Below are 17,943 nucleotides of genomic sequence, written 5' to 3'. Positions count from 1 at the left end.
AAGCCCGGCAGAAAACCGGAGGCGCTAATGTAACGCCGTGCGCCTCAATGCGCCATGAGCACAACACCCAAGCGAGCCAATCAAGGCCGGTTCTTGAGCCACGCATCGACGCGCCCGATTGCCGCGCGCAGCACGCGCTCCAGGCTCTCGGTCTGCGCCATGCTGCCCCAGAGCAGCTTGTCGCCGGCGAAGGCCTTGATCGGATCGTCGGCCGTGAAATAGCCATGCGCGACGGCGGGGTCCATCACGCCATCCTGGTAGGTATAAGGCAGCTTGCCTTCGTGCCAGCGTTCGAGGAAGCGAAAGAAGAGCGCGGGCAGAATCGCGGTCGAGTCGGGATCGACGTTGCGCTCGAAACATTCCGCGAGCGTCGGCGCGATAAAGCCCGGCAGCTTCGAGAAGCCATCGGCGGCGACGCGCTGATTCGTGTCCTTGATATACGGATTGCTAAAGCGGTCGAGCACGACATCGCGATACTTCGCCAGATCGATCGGGCTAGGCGTGAGGCACGGGATGACGTCGTCGGTGACATAGGCTTCGGCGAGAGCGCGAATCTCCAGGTCCTGCGTGCCTTCGTGAATGTACTGCAGGCCGACGAGCGTTCCCGCCCACGCAATGCAGCTATGACTCGCGTTGAGAATGCGGATCTTCGCCTCTTCGTAAGGCAGGACGGACTCGACCATCTCCGCGCCCACCTTCTCCCAAGCGGGCCTTCCCGCGATGAAGTGATCCTCGATTACCCACTGGATGAACTTCTCGCCCATGATCGGCGCGCGGTCGTCGAAACCCGTCGCGGCTTTCACGCGCTCCGCGACATCGGGTGTCGGACGCGGCGTGATGCGATCGACCATCGCGTTCGGGCACGAGGTGTTGGCGATCATCCAGTCGCGCAATTTCGTTTCGCCGCGCAGTTCGAGGAATTCGAGCATGCCCGCCTTGAAGCGGTCGCCGTTGCTGCGCAGGTTGTCGCAGTTCTGCAGCGACAGCTTGCCCGCGTCGTTCTTCATGCGGGCGTCGAGAATGGCGGCAATGGCACCGTAGATGGTGGTCTTCGCGCCTTTCAGGTCGGCGGCGAGATCGACGTTGCCGGTTTCGAGCTTGTCGTGTTCGTCGAGGTAATAGCCGCCTTCGGTGACGGTGAACGATACGATCTTGCATTCGGGCGCGCTGCCCGCCGCGATGAGCCCGTCGAGATCGGCGGTCCAGGGAATCACGCGGCGGATGGAGCGCACCGTTTCGTAGTCGCGCTCGCCTTGCGGCGTGACGGTTTCGAGCGTGTACTCGCCGTTTTGCGCGGCGAGCGCATCGAGCACGGCGTTCATGTCGCCGCGAATGTTGCCCACGGCGAGCGACCAGCTCGCATCGCCCGATTCGATCAGCCGGCTCAAGTACCACGCCTGATGCGCGCGATGAAAAGACCCCGCGCCGATGTGCAGGATCACATTGTTTTCGCTCGTCATGTCTCGCTTCCTTTGATTGGATGTGCGCCCGTTCTTCGCGGACGACCGTTTGCGTTTGCAACGCCTTGCGCTCACAATTTACGCAGCCGTGGTGAGCATTTGCTCTTTGGTTGATCGAATGATCGTATTGGGCATCGCGAAAGTCAAGGCGCGGTGCCGCATGCGGCCGCGCGCGGCAGCGGCGCTGAAGCGCCGGACGTAGCCCAGCGCGCCGTTACAGGACGAATCGGGAATAACCCGGATAGTCAGCATGGCCGGCGTTGAACGAAGGTCTGCATCAACCATAGGCAATGACGCGGCAAACCACACAGAAAGATACGAGTCGGAGACAAAGCATGGATTACGTGATCGGCATAGACATCGGCACGCAGAGCACGAAGGCGCTCCTGGTCGATACGACTGGCGCAATCGTCGCGCAACATTCGAGCGCCTATCATCCGGATACACCGAAGCCGCTCTGGGCGGAACAATGGCCGTCTGTTTGGTTCGATGCCGTGACCGAAGCCTTGAGCGGCTGCGTCGCGAAAGCGCGCGCGAAGGGCGTCGCGGCCGATCAGATCAAGTCGGTCTGCGTGAGCAGTCTCTACGGCGGCTCGGGCATTCCCGTCGACGACGACATGGAAGCGCTTTACCCGTGCCTCATCTGGATGGATCGCCGCGCGACCGCGCAAGTCGAATGGGTGCGGCAGAACGTGGATATGGCGCGCATCGAGGCGATCACCGGCAACGGCGTCGACAGCTACTACGGCTTCACGAAAATTCTGTGGATGCGCGAGCAGCAGCCGGAAGTCTGGAAGAAGACGCGCTATTTCCTGCCGCCGAACGCGTTCATCATCCAGCGCCTCACGGGCGAACTCGCGATCGATCACAGCTCGGCGGGCAATATCGGCGGCGTGTACGACATCGGCCGCCGCGCGTGGTCGGAAGAAGCGCTCGGCATGCTCGGCATTCCCGTGTCGATGATGCCCGCGCGGCTCGTCGAGTCGTCGGAGATCGTGGGCGGGCTGTTGCCGCAGTGGGCGGACAAGCTCGGGCTTGCGGCGGGCACGCCGATCGTCGCGGGCGGCGTCGATGCGGCCGTCGCCACTTTCGCGGCGGGCGTGACGCGCGCGGGTCACCATGTCGCGATGATCGGCACGAGCATGTGCTGGGGCTACATCAACCAGAGCGTCGATGCGCGACACGGTCTCGTCTCCATGCCGCACGTCTACAACGGCAAGCGCGATCTCTACGTGTTCGGTGGCGCCAGCACGGCCGGCGCGTGCGTCGCGTGGTATCGCGATCAGTTCTGTCAGGCCGAGATCGCGGCAGCCAAGCAAATACCCGATGGCGATCCGCATCGGCTGCTCGAAGATGCGGCGGCCAAGGTCGCGGCGGGTTCGGACGGCGTCGTGTTCCTGCCTTATCTGATGGGCGAGCGCAGCCCCGTCTGGGATGCCCACGCGAGCGGCACGTTCGTGGGCTTGAATCTCTTTCACACGCGCGCGACGCTCTACCGCGCGGTGCTCGAAGGCGTCGCGTTTGCGTTGAAGCACAACATGGAAGCAGGGCGGCGCGGCGCGCAATCGCTGGATGACAAGCTGATCGTGGTCGGCGGCGCGGCGCATTCTGATCTGTGGATGCAGATCATCGCGGATGTAACGGGTTATCCCGTGCAATCCATCGAACAGGAAGTCGAAGCGGCGATGGGCGCGGCCTTGCTCGCGGCGCTCGGTGCCAATCTCATCTCACGCGAAACGGCGGAAGGCGGCTGGGTCACGCTCGTGGATCGCGCAGAGCCGGACGAAGCACGGCAACGCGTTTATAGAGACCGCTTCGGCGTCTATCTCGATCTGTATCCGGCGCTGAAGCCGCTGATGCATCGCCTGCGCAGCGACAGCTAACGCAATTCTCCGGGATGCGCGTCGAACACCGGCCCTTGCACGAAGTGCACGTCGTATTGTTCGAGCGCATTGAACTGCGCGGCATCGGCGACATTGCTGAAGATGAGCGGAATGCGCAGCCTATGCGCATACGCCACCAGATGCTTGACCACGGAATCGCGCAAGGCGGCGCGCGCATCCATCTTGATGAAGTCGAGCCGCGCCATGTCCGATACGGCCATGATCTGCCCGGCATTGGGCAGATTGCCCGCTACCTTGAAACCGTAGCGCTGATAGCTTTTGATGAGGTAGCCGAGAAACGTCTTGTGCGCGACGGCCGCCGCCGGCAATTCGATCACGATGCGTCCGGGATTCACGCCGAACTCCAGCAACACCGACGAAAAGTGCAGACCGTGGTCGTACTTCACGCTCTTCAATAACCGCTCATGCACGCGCAAAAACAGCAGACCGGGCTTTTGCGCGCCGAAGAAATTGAACGCATGCAGCGCGCGCGATAACCGGTCGAGCGCGACGAGTTCGCGGTCGTTGTCCAGTTGGCCAAAGGGATCGTGCGGAGTATCGCCTTCGATCAGCGTCTGCGCCTGCACGCCGAGTTCGTCGCCGAAACGCTCGGCGCTTTCGGGCGACGCGCTCAACACCTGCGGAAAGCTATGCGTGCCGACATCGAAGATCGGCTCGTACGCGCTTGCAATACGCAACTCGCCATAGTTCGCGACCGCTTGTCCCGCGTGCTCGCCTTCGCCCAGCACGATATGCACGCCGAGAAACGGATGCGCCTTGGCGCGGTTGACGAGTTCTGTCACGGACGGGGTGATCATGGCGCGTTCGGCGTTAAGGCTTCCAATGTGGGACGAATTCCGTCGATGGTACCAGCGCATGGCGCCGTGGCTTGCGCCAAATTCACATATTCATATGCGGGTGGGATAAGCCACGCTCAGGGTTTACGACAAATTTCACTAAACGTAATTGGTTTTACCATTCGTAAATACCACGCGATGGCACTCATCGAGGATCACGACCATGCCGACGTTCGACACGCATACCGACGCCAGCGCGCACTATCAGTCGGGTTTCGCCAACGATTTCGCGACCGAAGCGTTGCCGGGCGCGCTGCCCATCGGCCGCAACTCGCCGCAGCGCGCGGCCTACGGTCTTTATGCGGAGCAGCTTTCCGGCACGGCTTTTACCGCGCCGCGCGCGCATAACCGGCGCTCGTGGCTGTACCGCATCCGGCCGGCGGCAGTGCATCGGCCGTTCGTGCAACTGACTGGCGATGCCTCGCGCGCGCGGCTCGTCGCCAATTTCGCCGATGTGCCGCCCACGCCGCCGAACCAGTTGCGTTGGGACCCGCTGCCGATGCCCGCCGCGCCGACCGATTTCATCGACGGCTGGGTGACGATGGCCGGCAACGGCGCCGCCGAATCCATGAGCGGCTGCGCGATTCATCTGTACGCGGCGAACCGTTCGATGCACGAGCGCTTCTTCTACAGCGCGGACGGCGAATTGCTGATCGTGCCGCAAGCAGGGCGGCTCGCGATCTGGACTGAACTCGGCAAGCTCGATATCGCGCCGTTCGAGATCGCGGTGATTCCGCGCGGCGTGCGCTTTGCCGTGGCGCTGCCGGATGGCGAAGCGCGCGGCTATATCTGCGAGAACTTCGGCGCATTGCTGCAGCTGCCCGATCTCGGGCCTATCGGTTCGAACGGGCTCGCCAATCCGCGTGATTTCCTCACGCCGCACGCGGCTTATGAGGACCGCGAAGGCGCGTTCGAACTCATCGCCAAGATGAACGGCGTGCTGTGGCGCGCGGATATCGGCCATTCGCCGCTCGACGTGGTCGCATGGCACGGCAACTACGCGCCGTACAAATACGACCTGCGCCACTTCAACGCCATCGGTTCGATCAGCTTCGATCATCCAGATCCGTCCATCTTTCTCGTGCTGCAATCGCCGAGCGATACGCCGGGCGTCGATAGCATCGACTTCGTGATTTTTCCGCCGCGCTGGCTCGCCGCCGAGGACACGTTCCGGCCGCCCTGGTTCCATCGCAATGTGGCGAGCGAATTCATGGGCCTCGTGCATGGTGTCTACGACGCGAAGGCCGAGGGCTTCCTGCCGGGCGGCGCGAGTCTGCACAACTGCATGTCGGGACACGGGCCGGACGCGGATACCTTCGAAAAGGCATCGAGAAGCGATACCTCGAAGCCCGCGAAGGTCGGCGACACACTCGCCTTCATGTTCGAGACGCGCACGCTCATCAAGCCGACGCAGTTCGCGCTCGAAACCGCGCAATTGCAGACGCATTACTACGAGTGCTGGCAAGGGCTCACGAAACACTTCAACCCGGAGCAACGATGAACGACGCGCTTCACGCGACGCGTGCGCCGCAACTCAGAAGCTGGCTCGACTCCGCCAACGATCCGGCGAGCGACTTTCCGATCCAGAACCTGCCGTTTGGCATCTTCAGCGACCCGGTGAATCCGCGGCCGCGCGCGGGTGTGGCTATCGGCGACTGGATCGTGGACCTGGCGGCGCTCGAAGAAGCGCGTCTCGTCGATGGTCACGGCACCTTCAACGCGCCGCGTCTGAACGACTTCATCGCGCTCGGACGCGATACGTGGCGCGCGGTGCGCAGCGCGCTCGGCGGCCTGCTGCAAGAGGGCGCATCCACGCTGCGCGACGACTCCGCATTGCGCCGCCGCACGCTCGTTCCGCGCGCCGATGCAACGCTCCATCTGCCCGTCGAAATTCCCGGCTACACGGACTTCTATTCCTCGAAGGAACACGCGACCAACGTCGGCTCGATGTTCCGCGATCCGAAGAATGCGCTGCTGCCGAACTGGTCCGAGATGCCGATCGGCTATAACGGACGCGCGTCGTCGGTGGTGGTGAGCGGCACGCCGGTGCGCCGCCCGAACGGCCAGTTGAAAGCGCCCAACGAAGAGCGGCCGGTGTTCGGCGCATGCCGCAAGCTGGATATCGAGCTGGAGACGGGTTTCATCATCGGGCGCGGTAATGCGCTCGGCGAACCGATTGCCTGCGCGGATGCGGAGTCGCATATCTTCGGCATGGTGCTGCTCAACGACTGGAGCGCGCGCGACATCCAGCAATGGGAATACGTGCCGCTCGGACCGTTCAACGCGAAAGGGTTCGCAACCACCATTTCGCCGTGGATCGTCACGCTCGACGCGCTCGAACCCTTCCGCACCGCGACGCCCGTGCAGGAGCCGCAACCGCTCGCGTATCTGCGGCATGAGGGCGAGCACGCGTTCGACATCGACCTGGAAGTGACGCTGAGGCCGGAAGGCGCGAGCCGCGCCACGACCATCTCGCGCACCAATTTCAGGCTGATGTACTGGTCGATGGCGCAGCAGCTTACGCATCACACGGCATCGGGCTGCAATACGCGCGTGGGCGATCTCATGGGCTCCGGCACCATCAGTGGCGCGACGCCGCAATCGTGCGGCAGTTTGCTCGAAAGCACGTGGAACGGGCAACGGCCGTTGAGCCTCGTCGAAGGCGGCGAGCGCGCGTTCCTTCAGGACGGCGATGAAGTCACCTTGCGCGGATGGTGTCAGGGCGAGGGTTATCGCATTGGTTTCGGCGAGTGCGCGGGGCGCATCCTCGCGGCGCGCAAATAATTTCAAGGATTGAACATGGCGAATGCGGTCGATGTGGAGAGCGCGCTTGGCCACGCGCACCGGCCCGGCTTTCAGGCGATGCTGCTCGTGTTGTGCGGACTATGCCTCGTGATCGATGGCTTCGACGCGCAAGCGATGGGTTACGTTGCGCCGGCCGTCATCGCGGACTGGCACGTGTCGAAGGCGGCGCTCGGGCCGGTTTTCAGCGCGAGTCTTTTCGGCATGCTGCTTGGCGCGCTCGGCTTGTCGGTGCTGGCGGATCGCATCGGGCGCAGGCCGGTGTTGATCGGCTCGACGTTTTTCTTCGCGTTCTCGATGATCGCAACCGCGTTCACCGACAGCTTGCCGGTGCTCACGGCCTTGCGTTTCGTGACGGGTCTTGGCCTCGGCTGCATCATGCCGAACGCAATGGCGCTCGTCGGCGAGTTTTCGACGGCCGAGCATCGCGTCAAGCGGATGATGCTCGTCTCGTGCGGCTTCACGCTCGGCGCGGCGCTGGGCGGCTTCGTGAGCGCGGCGCTGATCCCTGCTTTCGGCTGGCGTTCGGTGTTCTGGGTCGGCGGCCTGGTGCCTTTGTTGCTCGCGGTGTGGATGGTCATCGCGCTGCCTGAATCGCTGCAATTTCTCGTGTTGAAGGGCCGCGAGGCGCGCGCCCGCGACTGGCTCGCGAAGTTCGATCCGTCGCTTGCCATCGATGCCTCGACGCGGCTCGTCGTTCGCGAAAAAGCGAGTTCGGGCGCGCCGGTCGCCGAACTGTTCCGCGCGGGCCGCGGGCCGGTCACGCTGATCTTGTGGGCGATCAGCTTCATGAATCTCATCGATCTGTACTTCCTGTCGAACTGGCTGCCGACCGTGATGCGCGATGCGGGATACTCGCCGGGCATGGCCGTGCTGGTCGGCACGCTGTTGCAGACGGGCGGCGTGGTGGGCACGCTCATGCTCGGCTGGTTCATCGAACGATTCGGCTTCGTGCGTGTGTTGCTGGCCTGCTTTCTCGTGGGCGCGGTGAGCGTGGGGATGATCGGCGGCGTGGCGCACGTGCAGTTCTGGCTGTTCGTCGCGGTGTTTGCGGGCGGGTTCTGCATCGTCGGTGGACAGCCTGCGGTGAATGCGCTCGCGGGGCATTTTTATCCGACCTCGCTGCGGTCTACGGGCATCGGCTGGAGTCTGGGCATCGGACGCGTGGGGTCGGTGATCGGGCCGCTCGTCGGCGGACAGATGATCGCGCTCGGATGGAGCAATGCGTCGCTCTTTCATGCGGCGGCGTTGCCGGTGTTCTGCTCGGCGTTGCTGGTTGGCGTGCTGGCTTTCGTGCGGCGGGAGCAAAGTGGGGCGGCGCAGACGGCTTGATGTGATGGAGACTTGATTCTTCAGGCGAAGCCTGCGCCGGCGCATGATGTCGCGCCACGCCGCCGCGTGGCCTTCGGTCGGCACGATCCAGATGTGCAACGAAGGCCCACGCGTAACGGCGTGTGCGCCATGCCTGCGAGGGCGACCCATCCGGTGGCGCGCTCGCAGCCGGCTCCGACAGAAAGACGGCGCGTTGGACGTTCAGGAAACGCGTTCAGCGTCATCTGTCGAAGCGCGCTTCTCCCAAGCCGCCGCGCCCAGAAACGCCGCCGCCGCGACCACCAGCACGCCAATCAGCGCATCCGGACTCACGCGATCCATCAATGTCCCCGCGATGATCGGCCCGCCGAAACTCGCCACGCTCCACGAAGCACCGACGATAGCCGTCGCCGACACCAGCGCCGTGCCGCGAAAGCGCTCGCCGCACGCAACGATAGACAGCGTATAGACGCTGCCCGCCGCCGCGCCGGTCACGAACAGGAGCGGCCAGCACAACCACGGATACTCGACCGCCCACGGCAGCAGCGGCAGCAGCAGCGTGACCACCACGCCCGCGCCGACATGCACCTTCGTGCGCCCGATACGGTCCGCCAGCCAGCCGATGGGAAACTGCATCAAGGTATCGCCGAACAGGATGGCGGAGGCGAACAGCACGCCCACGTCCGCGCCAACGCCGTGCGAGATCGCGAAGAGCGGCATCAGCGAAAGCGCGAGCGTGTCGAAGAGCGCGAAGAAACCCGTGCCGATCACGAGCGCGGGCATGCGCGGCAACACATGCCGCCAGTCGCCAGCGGTAGCGTGTTCGTCGTGCGATGCAAGCGTGTGCGGCGTGCCGCGAATCGAGGCGAGCGCGGGCAGCGCCAGCAGAAAGATCGCGCCGCAGACGGCGAAGCGCGCCGAAGTCCAGCCGCCGATGGCGCTGACGAGCACCGGCCCCGTCATCTGAAACAGAGTGAAGTTGGTCGCGTAAATGGCGACGACGCGCCCGCGCGTGGAGTCGTCGGCGAGCTGCGTGACCCATGCTTCGCCAATGGTGAATAGCAGCATCAGCGCCGCGCCGCATAGAAAGCGCAGCACGGCCCATAGCCACAGATTCACGGTGAACTGCATTGCGATGGTCGCGAACGCTGCGACGATCACCGCCCCGACAATCGTCCCGCGTGCGCCCAGCCGACTCGCAACGCGGCTTGCGAAAGGCGCGACGGCCAGCCCGCCGCCTGCCTGCATCGCCGTCATCAGGCCGACGATGCCCGTGCCGAACCCGGCTTGCGTGAGTGCAAGCGCGGTGAGCGGAATGGTTGCGCCTAGCCCGAGGCCGACCACCGCGACACTCAGTATGAGCGCGAGAAAGTCGCGAGAAAGAATGCCCTTCATATACCGCCGTGCCGCTCGCTTCGCCGAGAACCCGTGAGGATCTGCAGCAGCCTCAAGCGGCCTGCCCGAACGCAACGCGCCGCGCACGCTTGTCGAGCGTCGCGGAAAGCAGCGTGAGCGCAAAGGCGCAGCACGCCATCAGCACGCCGACCCACGCCAGCGAAGTCAGCGGCGCGCCTGCGCTGATGACGCAGCCGCCTAGCCACGCGCCCGTGGCGTTGCCCAGATTGAACGCGCCCTGGTTGAGCGTGGAGGCGAGATTGGGCGCATCGCTCGCGCGATTCACGATCAGGATCTGCAGCGGCGGCACGATCGCGAACGCGAGCACGCCCCACAGGAAGATCGTGATCATCGCCGAGACCGGTTCGTGCATGGTGCCCGCGAAAATCGTGAGGATCACGACGATCGACAAGAGGAACGTCAGCAGCGAGCGCAACAGCTTCCAGTCGGCGAGCTTGCCGCCAAGCGTGCTGCCGACCGTGAGGCCGAGGCCGAACAACAGCAGCACGTAAGTCACGGCGTGCGGCGTGAAACCGGTGACATCCTCGAGAATCGGCGTGATGTAGGTAAAGACCGAGAACAGGCTCGCCGAAGCCAGCACGCTGATGCCGAGCACCATCAGCACCTGCGGGTTCTTGAGCACGTCGAATTCGCGCAGGATGCTGGTCTCGCGCATCTCGATGTGCTTCGGCAGGCAAACCGCGAGCGCGCCCGCCGCGGCGAGGCCGATCAAGGTCACGACCCAGAAGGTCGCGCGCCAGCCGGCCGCTTGGCCGAGCGCGGTGCCGAGCGGCACGCCGAGCACGTTGGCGAGCGTGAGGCCGGTGAACATCAGCGCAATGGCCTGCGCGCGGCGGTTCGGCGCGACCAGATCGGCGGCGACCACCGAGCCGATGCCAAAGAAAGCGCCATGACAGAACGCGGTGACGATACGCGCGCCCATCAGCACCCAGTAATTCGGCGCGAGCGCGCAAAGCGTATTGCCGACGATAAACACGCCGATCAGCCCCATGAGCGCCTTCTTGCGTGGCATCTTCGCCGTGACGACGGCAAGAATCGGCGCGCCGATGGTCACGCCGAGCGCATAGCCCGAAACGAGCATGCCTGCCGCCGGAATCGATACCGCGAGATCGCGCGCGACGTTGGGCAGCAGGCCCATGATGACGAATTCTGTCGTGCCGATGCCGAACGCGGCGATGGCGAGAGCGAGAAGGGGCAGAGGCATGGCGGAGGGTGCGAGTGCGGTGTGTCGCGCGGCGCGCGTCGTCGGAATGAGCGGCGCGAATGTCGGCGAGTGAAGGCTCGGATTCTACCGAAAGGTCATTTTTGATGCTGGTGGAAACCCTTAGTCTGCTCGGCCCGGACAATGCACTCCCGCGAACGGATATTTTGACGAATGCCGCCTCGTCGACGGAGTTTTACCCGCGCGGCCGCTAGTTGACGTCAGATGTTTCTAGTAATGTTCTGACAGGACGCCATTGCTTGCGCGAGCGAAGTTCTGGGCGAGTGTTGGAAAAACGCAGCATCCACTGATTGACATGTCCCAACTCAAAAGTTTTTTCGGCGCCGCCTTTGCTGCCGCGCTGCTCGTCTCGGTTCACGCGCAGGCGCAAAGCAGCGCCACCGGACCCATTGCCACGTCGGCGGGCGCGCTCAATTTTCTGCGCGACGAATCGGGCTTCGCCGCCGTGCTCGGAACCGATACCTTCGACCGCTTCGACGCCAAGCGCGTCGTGCATTTCGACCAGACGGGCGCATCCGACACGCTCACGCGCTCGCTCGTGCAGACCGACGTCGGTCCCGTGCTTTACGACTTTCGTCACAAGCCGCCGCTCGTGCAGCGCATCGGCAAGAGGCTCGTCGTCAAACGCGTGTTCTGGCAAGGCGAGGAAGTCGTCATGCAGACGTCGTCCGGCTGGTACGGCTATCAGCGCGGGACATTGATCAAGCTGCAATCGTCGACGTCGACGTATCACTGACTCAGTTGCGCACGTTGAAGACGCGTTCGCCCGCCACGACATAAACCGCTTCGCCGCGCACGTCGCCGTTGACCTCGAAACCGCCAGTGAACGCGCCGAACGCGGGCAGCACGCCCGAGCGTTGGCCGAAGCGAAAGCACGGCAGCCGCACGCTGTCGGCACGCGTCGCGAGCCGGTAAACAGGGTGTTCATGTCCGGCGAGCGCGTAGGCATCGTCCACGGTTTGCGGATGATGACAAAGCGCCCACGGTCCCAGCCGATACGGCTCCTTCACGAGTTCCACGCCGAACGCTTCGGGCAGCGCGCCCGCGTGCTTGTCGTGATTGCCTTCGACCAGCACGAGCCGCATTTGCCGATGCCGCATGCGCCACGCATGTAGCGCCGTGAGCGTTTCATCGGCATGCGACTCGCGCGCATGGAGCAGATCGCCGAGAAACGCGATCGCTTCAGGTTTATGCGTGGCGACGAGCGTATCGAGCCGCATCAGGCTTTCCGCCGTCGTGCCGACTGGCACTGGAATGCCGCGCGCGCGAAACACGGCGTCCTTGCCGAAGTGGGCGTCGGCGATGAAAAGCGTCATCAGAATGGGATCGAAGGCCGCGCGCTCCGCCGAAAGCAGGAGCGCGTGACCGTTCACGTCGACCGTCAGTGCTTCAATTGCCATTTGCATCCTATGCTTGCGCTGCTTTTTCCAGATCGGCAAGCATACGCTCCACGCGGTCCGACAGCTTTTCGGTACTCACCTTTTCACGTAGACGCGCGATGATCAGCGGAAACGCAAAGGGCGTCGGCTTCTTCGGATGCGTGAGCGCGAGACGGCTTTCGCTCATGCGTTGCAGCGCGGCGCGGATGCGGCCGAGTTCGAGTTCCTGCAACATGACTTCTTGATCGGCTTGCGTGAGCAGCAGATTGCCGCTGTCGTGCTTGCGGAACACTTCGTAGAAAAGCCCGCTCGACGCCTGCAATTGCCGCGCGCTTTTCTGTTGCCCCGGATGCCCTTGATAAATCAGCCCCGACACGCGCGCAATTTCCCGGAAGCGCCGCGCCGACAATTCAGAGGCATTGAGGCTCGCGAGAATGTCGTGCTCGAGATTTTCCGCCGAGAAAAGCCCTTCCTCGATGAGCGTCTCCCAGTCGAACGGCCGCGCCGACAGCAGTTCGAAGCCGTAATCGTTCATCGAAATGGAAAAGGTGCTGGGCTGATCGCGCGCGACGCGCCAGCCGATGAGCGAGCCCAAGCCGATGTGCGCCATGCGCCCAGCGAATGGATAACAAAAGAAGTGATGTCCTTCGCGCGACCGCACGCTTTCGACGACCAGCACGCCCGGTCCCGGCAGCGCGGACCATTTCGCCTGCAAGTCGAGCAGCGGTTGCACGGCGCGCATTTCGGGTTCGTCGTAGATGCCGTCGTTGGCGCGCGCGAGCATGACGAGCGCGGCTTCCGAGAGCTCGGACGAGAGCGGCATCTTGCTGCCGGCCCATTGCGGCATCGCGCCGCGCGAGGAGGTCGCGCGTTTCACGTAGGCGGTCATGTCGCGCACGCGCACGAGTTCGAGCGCGCGGCCGCCGAAGGTGAAGACATCGCCCGGTTTCAGGCGCGAGATGAACGATTCTTCCATCGCGCCGATCCGTCCGCCCGTCATGTAGGCCACGCTGATGGTCGCATTGGCGACGATGGTCCCGACATTATTCCGATGCCTGCGCACGAGGTCCTCGCGCGGCACGCGATACACGCCGTCGTCGCCATGAACGACGCGGTGATAGTCCGGATACGCCGAAAGCGAAGTGCCGCCGCGTTCGACGAAGGCGAGCGCCCAGTCGAATTCGGCCTGCGTGAGATCGCGATACGCATACGCCGTGCGTACTTCGTCGAACATGTCGGCGGGCGTGAAGCCGCCGCCTATCGCCACGGTCACGAGATGCTGCACGAGGACATCGAGCGGCTTGAGCGGCATGTCTCGTCCTTCGATACGCCGCTCGCCGATGGCCCAGCGCGCCGCGGCCGCCTCCACGAGTTCGAGCGCATGCGTCGGCACGATGGTCACGCGCGACACACGCCCCGGCGCGTGTCCCGAACGTCCGGCGCGCTGCATGAGACGCGCGACGCCTTTGGGCGAGCCGATCTGAAACACGCGATCCACCGGCAGAAAATCGACGCCGAGATCGAGACTCGACGTGCAGACGACGGCTTTCAGTTGCCCGTTCTTCAGACCGAGTTCGACCCAGTCGCGCACTTCCTTGTCGAGCGAACCGTGATGCAGCGCGATGAGTCCGGCCCACTCCGGCTTCAACTCCAGAAGCGCGCGATACCAGATCTCGGATTGCGAGCGGGTATTGGTGAAGACGAGCGAGCTTTGCGCGTGCTCGATTTCATCGGCGACGGGTCCGACCTGGCGCACGCCGAGATGGCCGCCCCACGGAAAGCGCTCGATGGTCTCGGGAATCAGCGTGTCGACGACGAGCGTTTTCGGCTGCGCGCCGCGCACGATGACGCGTGGCGTGCGCACGGGATGCAGCAGCGCGTCGTGCGCGAGCGCGAGATTGCCGAGCGTGGCGGAGAGACCCCAGATCTGCACCTCGGGACGCCAGCGCGCGAGGCGGGCGAACGCGAGTTGCGTCTGCGTACCGCGTTTGTTGCCGAGCAGTTCATGCCATTCGTCGACCACGACGAGCCGCACGTGCGCGAGTTCTTCGCGCGCGTTGGAGCGCGTGAGCATGAGCGTGAGGCTTTCCGGCGTGGTGACGAGCGCGGAAGGCATGCGGCGGTTCTGACGCGAGCGTTCCGTGGATGACGTATCGCCCGTGCGCAAGCCGACGGTCCACGGCACCGAGAGCGCCGTCACCGCCGTTTGCAAGGCGCGGGCGGAATCGGCGGCGAGGGCGCGCATCGGCGTGATCCATAGCACGGTGAGCGGCGCGGGGAGGGGCGTTTTGTCAGTGATGGTGGCAACGCGGTCGGCGGTCTTTGCGGTGGATTGCGCGCTGTCCTCAGGGTCCGCAACGGCAAGCGCGCGGCCTTTCTCGTCGAGCCGGGAATGGCCGGCGGTTTTGCCTTTACGCTTCGCGCCCGCTTTGGGCTTCGGCGGTCCCGCGTACGCCGCAAGCGCCCCGAGCCACACGGCCCATGTTTTGCCCGCGCCTGTGGTCGCATGCAATAAGCCGCTCGCGCCTCGTTCGATCTCACGCCAGACTTCCCGCTGAAACTCGAACGGCTGCCAGCCGCGCGAATCGAACCAGCGCGTGATGCGTTCGTCCATCGGCTTCGCGGCTTCCTGCGCGTCGTATTCAAACGGCGCGGGTTTGAATAGCTCGGTGGCGGCATCGAGCTTGGCCTGCGCCGCCTGCGTGCGCGGCACGCGACGCGGACGCGGCGCACGGCGCCTGGAGCGCGCCGACGTGACGGGCGTGTCGATACCGTCCGCATCGTCGAGTTCACTCATGCCGATGCTCCGCGCGAGCTTCTCATGCCACCGCCTCGTTCAAAAACCCCTTGAGCATGTCGAGCGTATCGGCGTCCTCGATAGTCTTGTCGGTCCGCCAGCGCAGCATGCGCGGAAAGCGCACCGCGATGCCCGATTCGTGGCGTGGACTCGCCTGAATGCCCTCGAAGCCGATCTCGAACACGAGCGTCGGCGTGACGCTGCGCACCGGACCGAATTTTTCGATGGTCGTCTTGCGCACGATTGCATCGACCTTGCGCATTTCCTCGTCGGTCAAGCCGGAATAGGCCTTGGCGAACGGCACCAGCGTGCGCACGCCGTCCGCTTCGTCCCAGACCGCGAAGGTGAAATCCGTGTAGAGGCTCGCGCGCCGGCCATGGCCGCGCTGGGCGTAGAGCAAGACGGCGTCGATGGCGTAGGGATCGATCTTCCACTTCCACCAGGTTCCCGACGCCTTTGTGCGGCCGACGCCATACATCGACATGCGCTCTTTCAGCATGAGCCCTTCGACACCGCGCGCGCGGCTTTCGTCGCGCAAGCCGGCGAGCGTCTCCCAATCCGGCGCCACCACGAGCGGCGACACGCGCAAGACATCCACCGCGAGCGATGCCGCCAGCGCATCCAGCTTCGCACGACGCGTTTCCAAAGGCTCGGTGCGCAGGTCGCGGCCATCGGCTTCGAGCAGATCGTAGGCGAGCATCGCGGCGGGAGAATCGGCGAGCACTTTCTTCGTCAGCGACTTGCGCGTGATGCGCGGCTGCAGACGCGCGAACGGCAGCGGTGCGTCCGCGCCCGGTTCCCACGCGAGAATCTCGCCGTCGATCACGGTGCCGTCGGGCAGTGCGGCGCCGAGCGCGGCAAGCTCCGGAAAGCGCTCCGTGACGAGATCCTCGCCGCGCGACCAGATCCACACGCGGCCCGCGCGCTTGACGATCTGCGCGCGAATGCCGTCCCACTTCCATTCGGCGATCCAGTCCGATGGCGCGCCGAGCGTCGCCGGATCGATTTGCAACGGATGCGCGAGAAAGAAGGGAAACGGCAGGCCGATATCGCTTTCGTGCGGGGTATCGACGTCATCGCCTTCGGCTGTCGGCGCGATCAGCCGAAGATAACGCGCCGCGCTCGGGCTTTGGCGCGAGTCGGTCCAGCCGACCATGCGTTGCGCGATGCGTTTGTGATCGACGCCCGCCACTTGCGCGAGCGCGCGCACGACGAGTTGCCGCGCGACGCCCACACGAAAACCGCCGCCGATCAGCTTGGTGAGCAGGAAGCGCTCGCCCCAGTTGAGTTCGTCCCAGTAACCGAGCAGCCGCTCACGCAACTCCGCCGGCGACACGCCACGCAAGGTCAGCACGCGCTCCTCGATCCATTGAGCAAGCCCGAGTTCCGATTCGCGCGAGGCGGGCGGGAGCACGTGCGCAATCGTCTCCGCGAGATCGCCGACGGCCTGATACGACTCCTCGAAGAGCCAATCCGGCAGACCCGCGCGTTCGCGGGCGAGTTCGGTCAAAAGGCGCGTCGGCACCGACTGGCGCGGCTTGCCGCCTGCAAGGAAGTACGACGCCCACGCCGCGTCTTCGGCCGCGGCACCCGAGAAGTAGGCGATCAGCGCTTCGAGCTTCTCGTTCGTCGATGTGGTGGCGTCGAGCGCCGTATAAAGCGTCGCGAAGCGTTTCATTGCGGCGCCGTCTCGGCTGACGCGTCGGTCGCGGCTGGCGCAGAGACTTCGGCGGGCGCATCGGCGGCATCGGCTTCGATGGCGTCGTCGCCGTATTCGGTCGTGAACGCGCCTGCTTCGAGACCTTGCTCGGTGAGCCAGCGCACCATCGGCTCGATCTGTCCGTGCGTGACGATCACGCGTTCCGCGCCCGTCGCGCCTATCGCGAGTTGCAGGCCCGGCCAGTCCGCATGGTCGGACAACACGAAGCCGCGGTCCACGCCCTTGCGCCGCCGCGTGCCGCGCAGACGCATCCAGCCGGACGCAAAAGCATCGCTGTAATCGCCGAAGCGGCGCATCCACGTGCTGCCTTGCGCGGATGGCGGCGCGACGATCAGCGCGCCCTTGAACTCGGCCTTGTCGCGCGCGGCGATTTCACTGACGAGGCGCGTCGGCGGCAGGTCGACACCCGCATCGCGATAGGCGCGATTCAGCGGCTCGACCGCGCCATGACAGAAGATCGGCCCGATACTCCTGTCGATGCCCGCGAGCACATGCTGCGCCTTGCCGAACGAATAGCAGAAGAGCACGGAAGCGCGGCCTTCGGCGGCGTTATGCCGCCACCATGCATCGACGCCATCGAACACGGCCTTGGACGGTTCCCATCGATAGATCGGCAAGCCGAAGGTCGATTCCGTGATGAAGGTATCGCAGCGCACGGGCTCGAAGGGCGCGCAAGTGGGATCGGGCTCGACCTTGTAGTCGCCGGATGCAACCCACACGCGGCCGCCGTGCTCCACGCGCACTTGCGCCGAGCCGAGCACATGTCCGGCGGGATGCAGCGAGACCGTCACGCCATTCACGTCGATGCTCTCGCCATAAGGCAGACCTTGAACGTCGATGCCCGGAAGGCGCGACTGCAACACGCCCAGTCCCGCTTCGGCGGTGAGATAGCGCGCGTGTCCGAAGCGTGCGTGGTCCGCATGCGCATGCGTGATCACGGCGCGTTCGACCGGTCGCCACGGGTCGATATAGAAGCCGCCCGGCGGGCAAAACAGCCCTTCGGGCCGCGCGACGATCAGGTCGGAAGAGGTGTCCACGAGACGTTGAGGCATGCAGCTTGCCAATAGTGTTCGATTCCGACCACAAAAGCACGCCA

At 64.7% G+C, this 17,943-nt stretch carries 14 protein-coding genes; 5 read left to right on the top strand and 9 right to left on the bottom strand.

Annotation, left to right across the window (positions count from 1 at the left end; all coding sequences use genetic code 11):
- Window positions 1-80: 80 nt before the first annotated feature.
- Entirely contained in the window at window positions 81-1,460 is a 1,380-nt protein-coding gene (dalD, locus tag P9292_RS23060; protein WP_250525463.1) for a D-arabinitol 4-dehydrogenase, read from the bottom strand.
- A gap of 78 nt (window positions 1,461-1,538) precedes the next feature.
- Window positions 1,539-1,745: a hypothetical protein gene (locus tag P9292_RS23055; protein WP_244827183.1), complete on the bottom strand. Its 207-nt coding sequence runs from the start codon at window positions 1,743-1,745 to the stop codon at window positions 1,539-1,541.
- 50 nt (window positions 1,746-1,795) lie between these two features.
- Here P9292_RS23055 and P9292_RS23050 point away from each other — a divergent pair, with 50 nt between their 5' ends.
- On the top strand, window positions 1,796-3,343 hold the full coding sequence (locus tag P9292_RS23050) for an FGGY-family carbohydrate kinase (RefSeq protein WP_250508626.1): 1,548 nt from the start codon (window positions 1,796-1,798) through the stop codon (window positions 3,341-3,343).
- Here the strand turns inward: P9292_RS23050 and P9292_RS23045 are convergent.
- Window positions 3,340-4,161, bottom strand: coding sequence for an EAL domain-containing protein (locus tag P9292_RS23045; RefSeq protein ID WP_309961407.1), 822 nt, complete (start codon window positions 4,159-4,161; stop codon window positions 3,340-3,342). The two genes, P9292_RS23050 and P9292_RS23045, sit on opposite strands and share 4 nt — an antisense overlap.
- A gap of 202 nt (window positions 4,162-4,363) precedes the next feature.
- On the opposite strand from P9292_RS23045, the gene hmgA reads away from it, so the two are divergent.
- Genes hmgA through P9292_RS23030 form a run of 3 tightly spaced genes read left to right on the top strand, consistent with a single transcriptional unit; the run spans window position 4,364 to window position 8,334 of the window.
- Window positions 4,364-5,701, top strand: coding sequence for a homogentisate 1,2-dioxygenase (hmgA, locus tag P9292_RS23040; RefSeq protein WP_309961406.1), 1,338 nt, complete (start codon window positions 4,364-4,366; stop codon window positions 5,699-5,701).
- Window positions 5,698-6,984 (top strand): fumarylacetoacetase, encoded by a 1,287-nt coding sequence (gene fahA, locus P9292_RS23035; protein WP_309961405.1) that lies wholly within the window; start codon window positions 5,698-5,700, stop codon window positions 6,982-6,984. Before hmgA ends, fahA begins: the two co-directional genes overlap by 4 nt.
- Before the next feature lie 15 nt (window positions 6,985-6,999).
- Window positions 7,000-8,334 (top strand): MFS transporter, encoded by a 1,335-nt coding sequence (locus tag P9292_RS23030; protein WP_250525467.1) that lies wholly within the window; start codon window positions 7,000-7,002, stop codon window positions 8,332-8,334.
- A 201-nt stretch (window positions 8,335-8,535) separates the two neighbouring features.
- Here P9292_RS23030 and P9292_RS23025 read toward each other — a convergent pair whose 3' ends face one another.
- On the bottom strand, window positions 8,536-9,795 hold the full coding sequence (locus P9292_RS23025; RefSeq protein WP_409015188.1) for an MFS transporter: 1,260 nt from the start codon (window positions 9,793-9,795) through the stop codon (window positions 8,536-8,538).
- Entirely contained in the window at window positions 9,761-10,933 is a 1,173-nt protein-coding gene (locus tag P9292_RS23020; protein ID WP_309961402.1) for an MFS transporter, read from the bottom strand. Before P9292_RS23020 ends, P9292_RS23025 begins: the two co-directional genes overlap by 35 nt.
- Before the next feature lie 313 nt (window positions 10,934-11,246).
- On the opposite strand from P9292_RS23020, the gene P9292_RS23015 reads away from it, so the two are divergent.
- Entirely contained in the window at window positions 11,247-11,687 is a 441-nt protein-coding gene (locus P9292_RS23015) for a hypothetical protein (RefSeq protein WP_250491877.1), read from the top strand.
- 1 nt (window position 11,688) lies between these two features.
- Here P9292_RS23015 and pdeM read toward each other — a convergent pair whose 3' ends face one another.
- From pdeM to P9292_RS22995, 4 genes are read right to left on the bottom strand one after another with little or no spacing between them, the layout of a single operon-like run.
- Window positions 11,689-12,351, bottom strand: a complete 663-nt coding sequence (gene pdeM, locus P9292_RS23010) for a ligase-associated DNA damage response endonuclease PdeM (RefSeq protein ID WP_309961400.1) — start codon at window positions 12,349-12,351, stop codon at window positions 11,689-11,691.
- A 7-nt stretch (window positions 12,352-12,358) separates the two neighbouring features.
- Window positions 12,359-15,127: a ligase-associated DNA damage response DEXH box helicase gene (locus P9292_RS23005; RefSeq protein WP_309961398.1), complete on the bottom strand. Its 2,769-nt coding sequence runs from the start codon at window positions 15,125-15,127 to the stop codon at window positions 12,359-12,361.
- Window positions 15,128-15,149: 22 nt separating this feature from the next.
- A complete protein-coding gene (locus P9292_RS23000; protein WP_309961397.1) occupies window positions 15,150-16,805 on the bottom strand; it encodes an ATP-dependent DNA ligase in 1,656 nt (551 codons plus the stop codon).
- Window positions 16,802-17,899: a ligase-associated DNA damage response exonuclease gene (locus P9292_RS22995; protein WP_309961395.1), complete on the bottom strand. Its 1,098-nt coding sequence runs from the start codon at window positions 17,897-17,899 to the stop codon at window positions 16,802-16,804. Before P9292_RS22995 ends, P9292_RS23000 begins: the two co-directional genes overlap by 4 nt.
- Window positions 17,900-17,943: the final 44 nt, after the last annotated feature.

This window comes from Caballeronia sp. LZ001 (genome assembly GCF_031450875.1).
In the GTDB taxonomy this organism is placed as follows: Bacteria; Pseudomonadota; Gammaproteobacteria; order Burkholderiales; family Burkholderiaceae; genus Caballeronia.
This window is presented reverse-complemented; position numbering and strand designations above follow the sequence as displayed.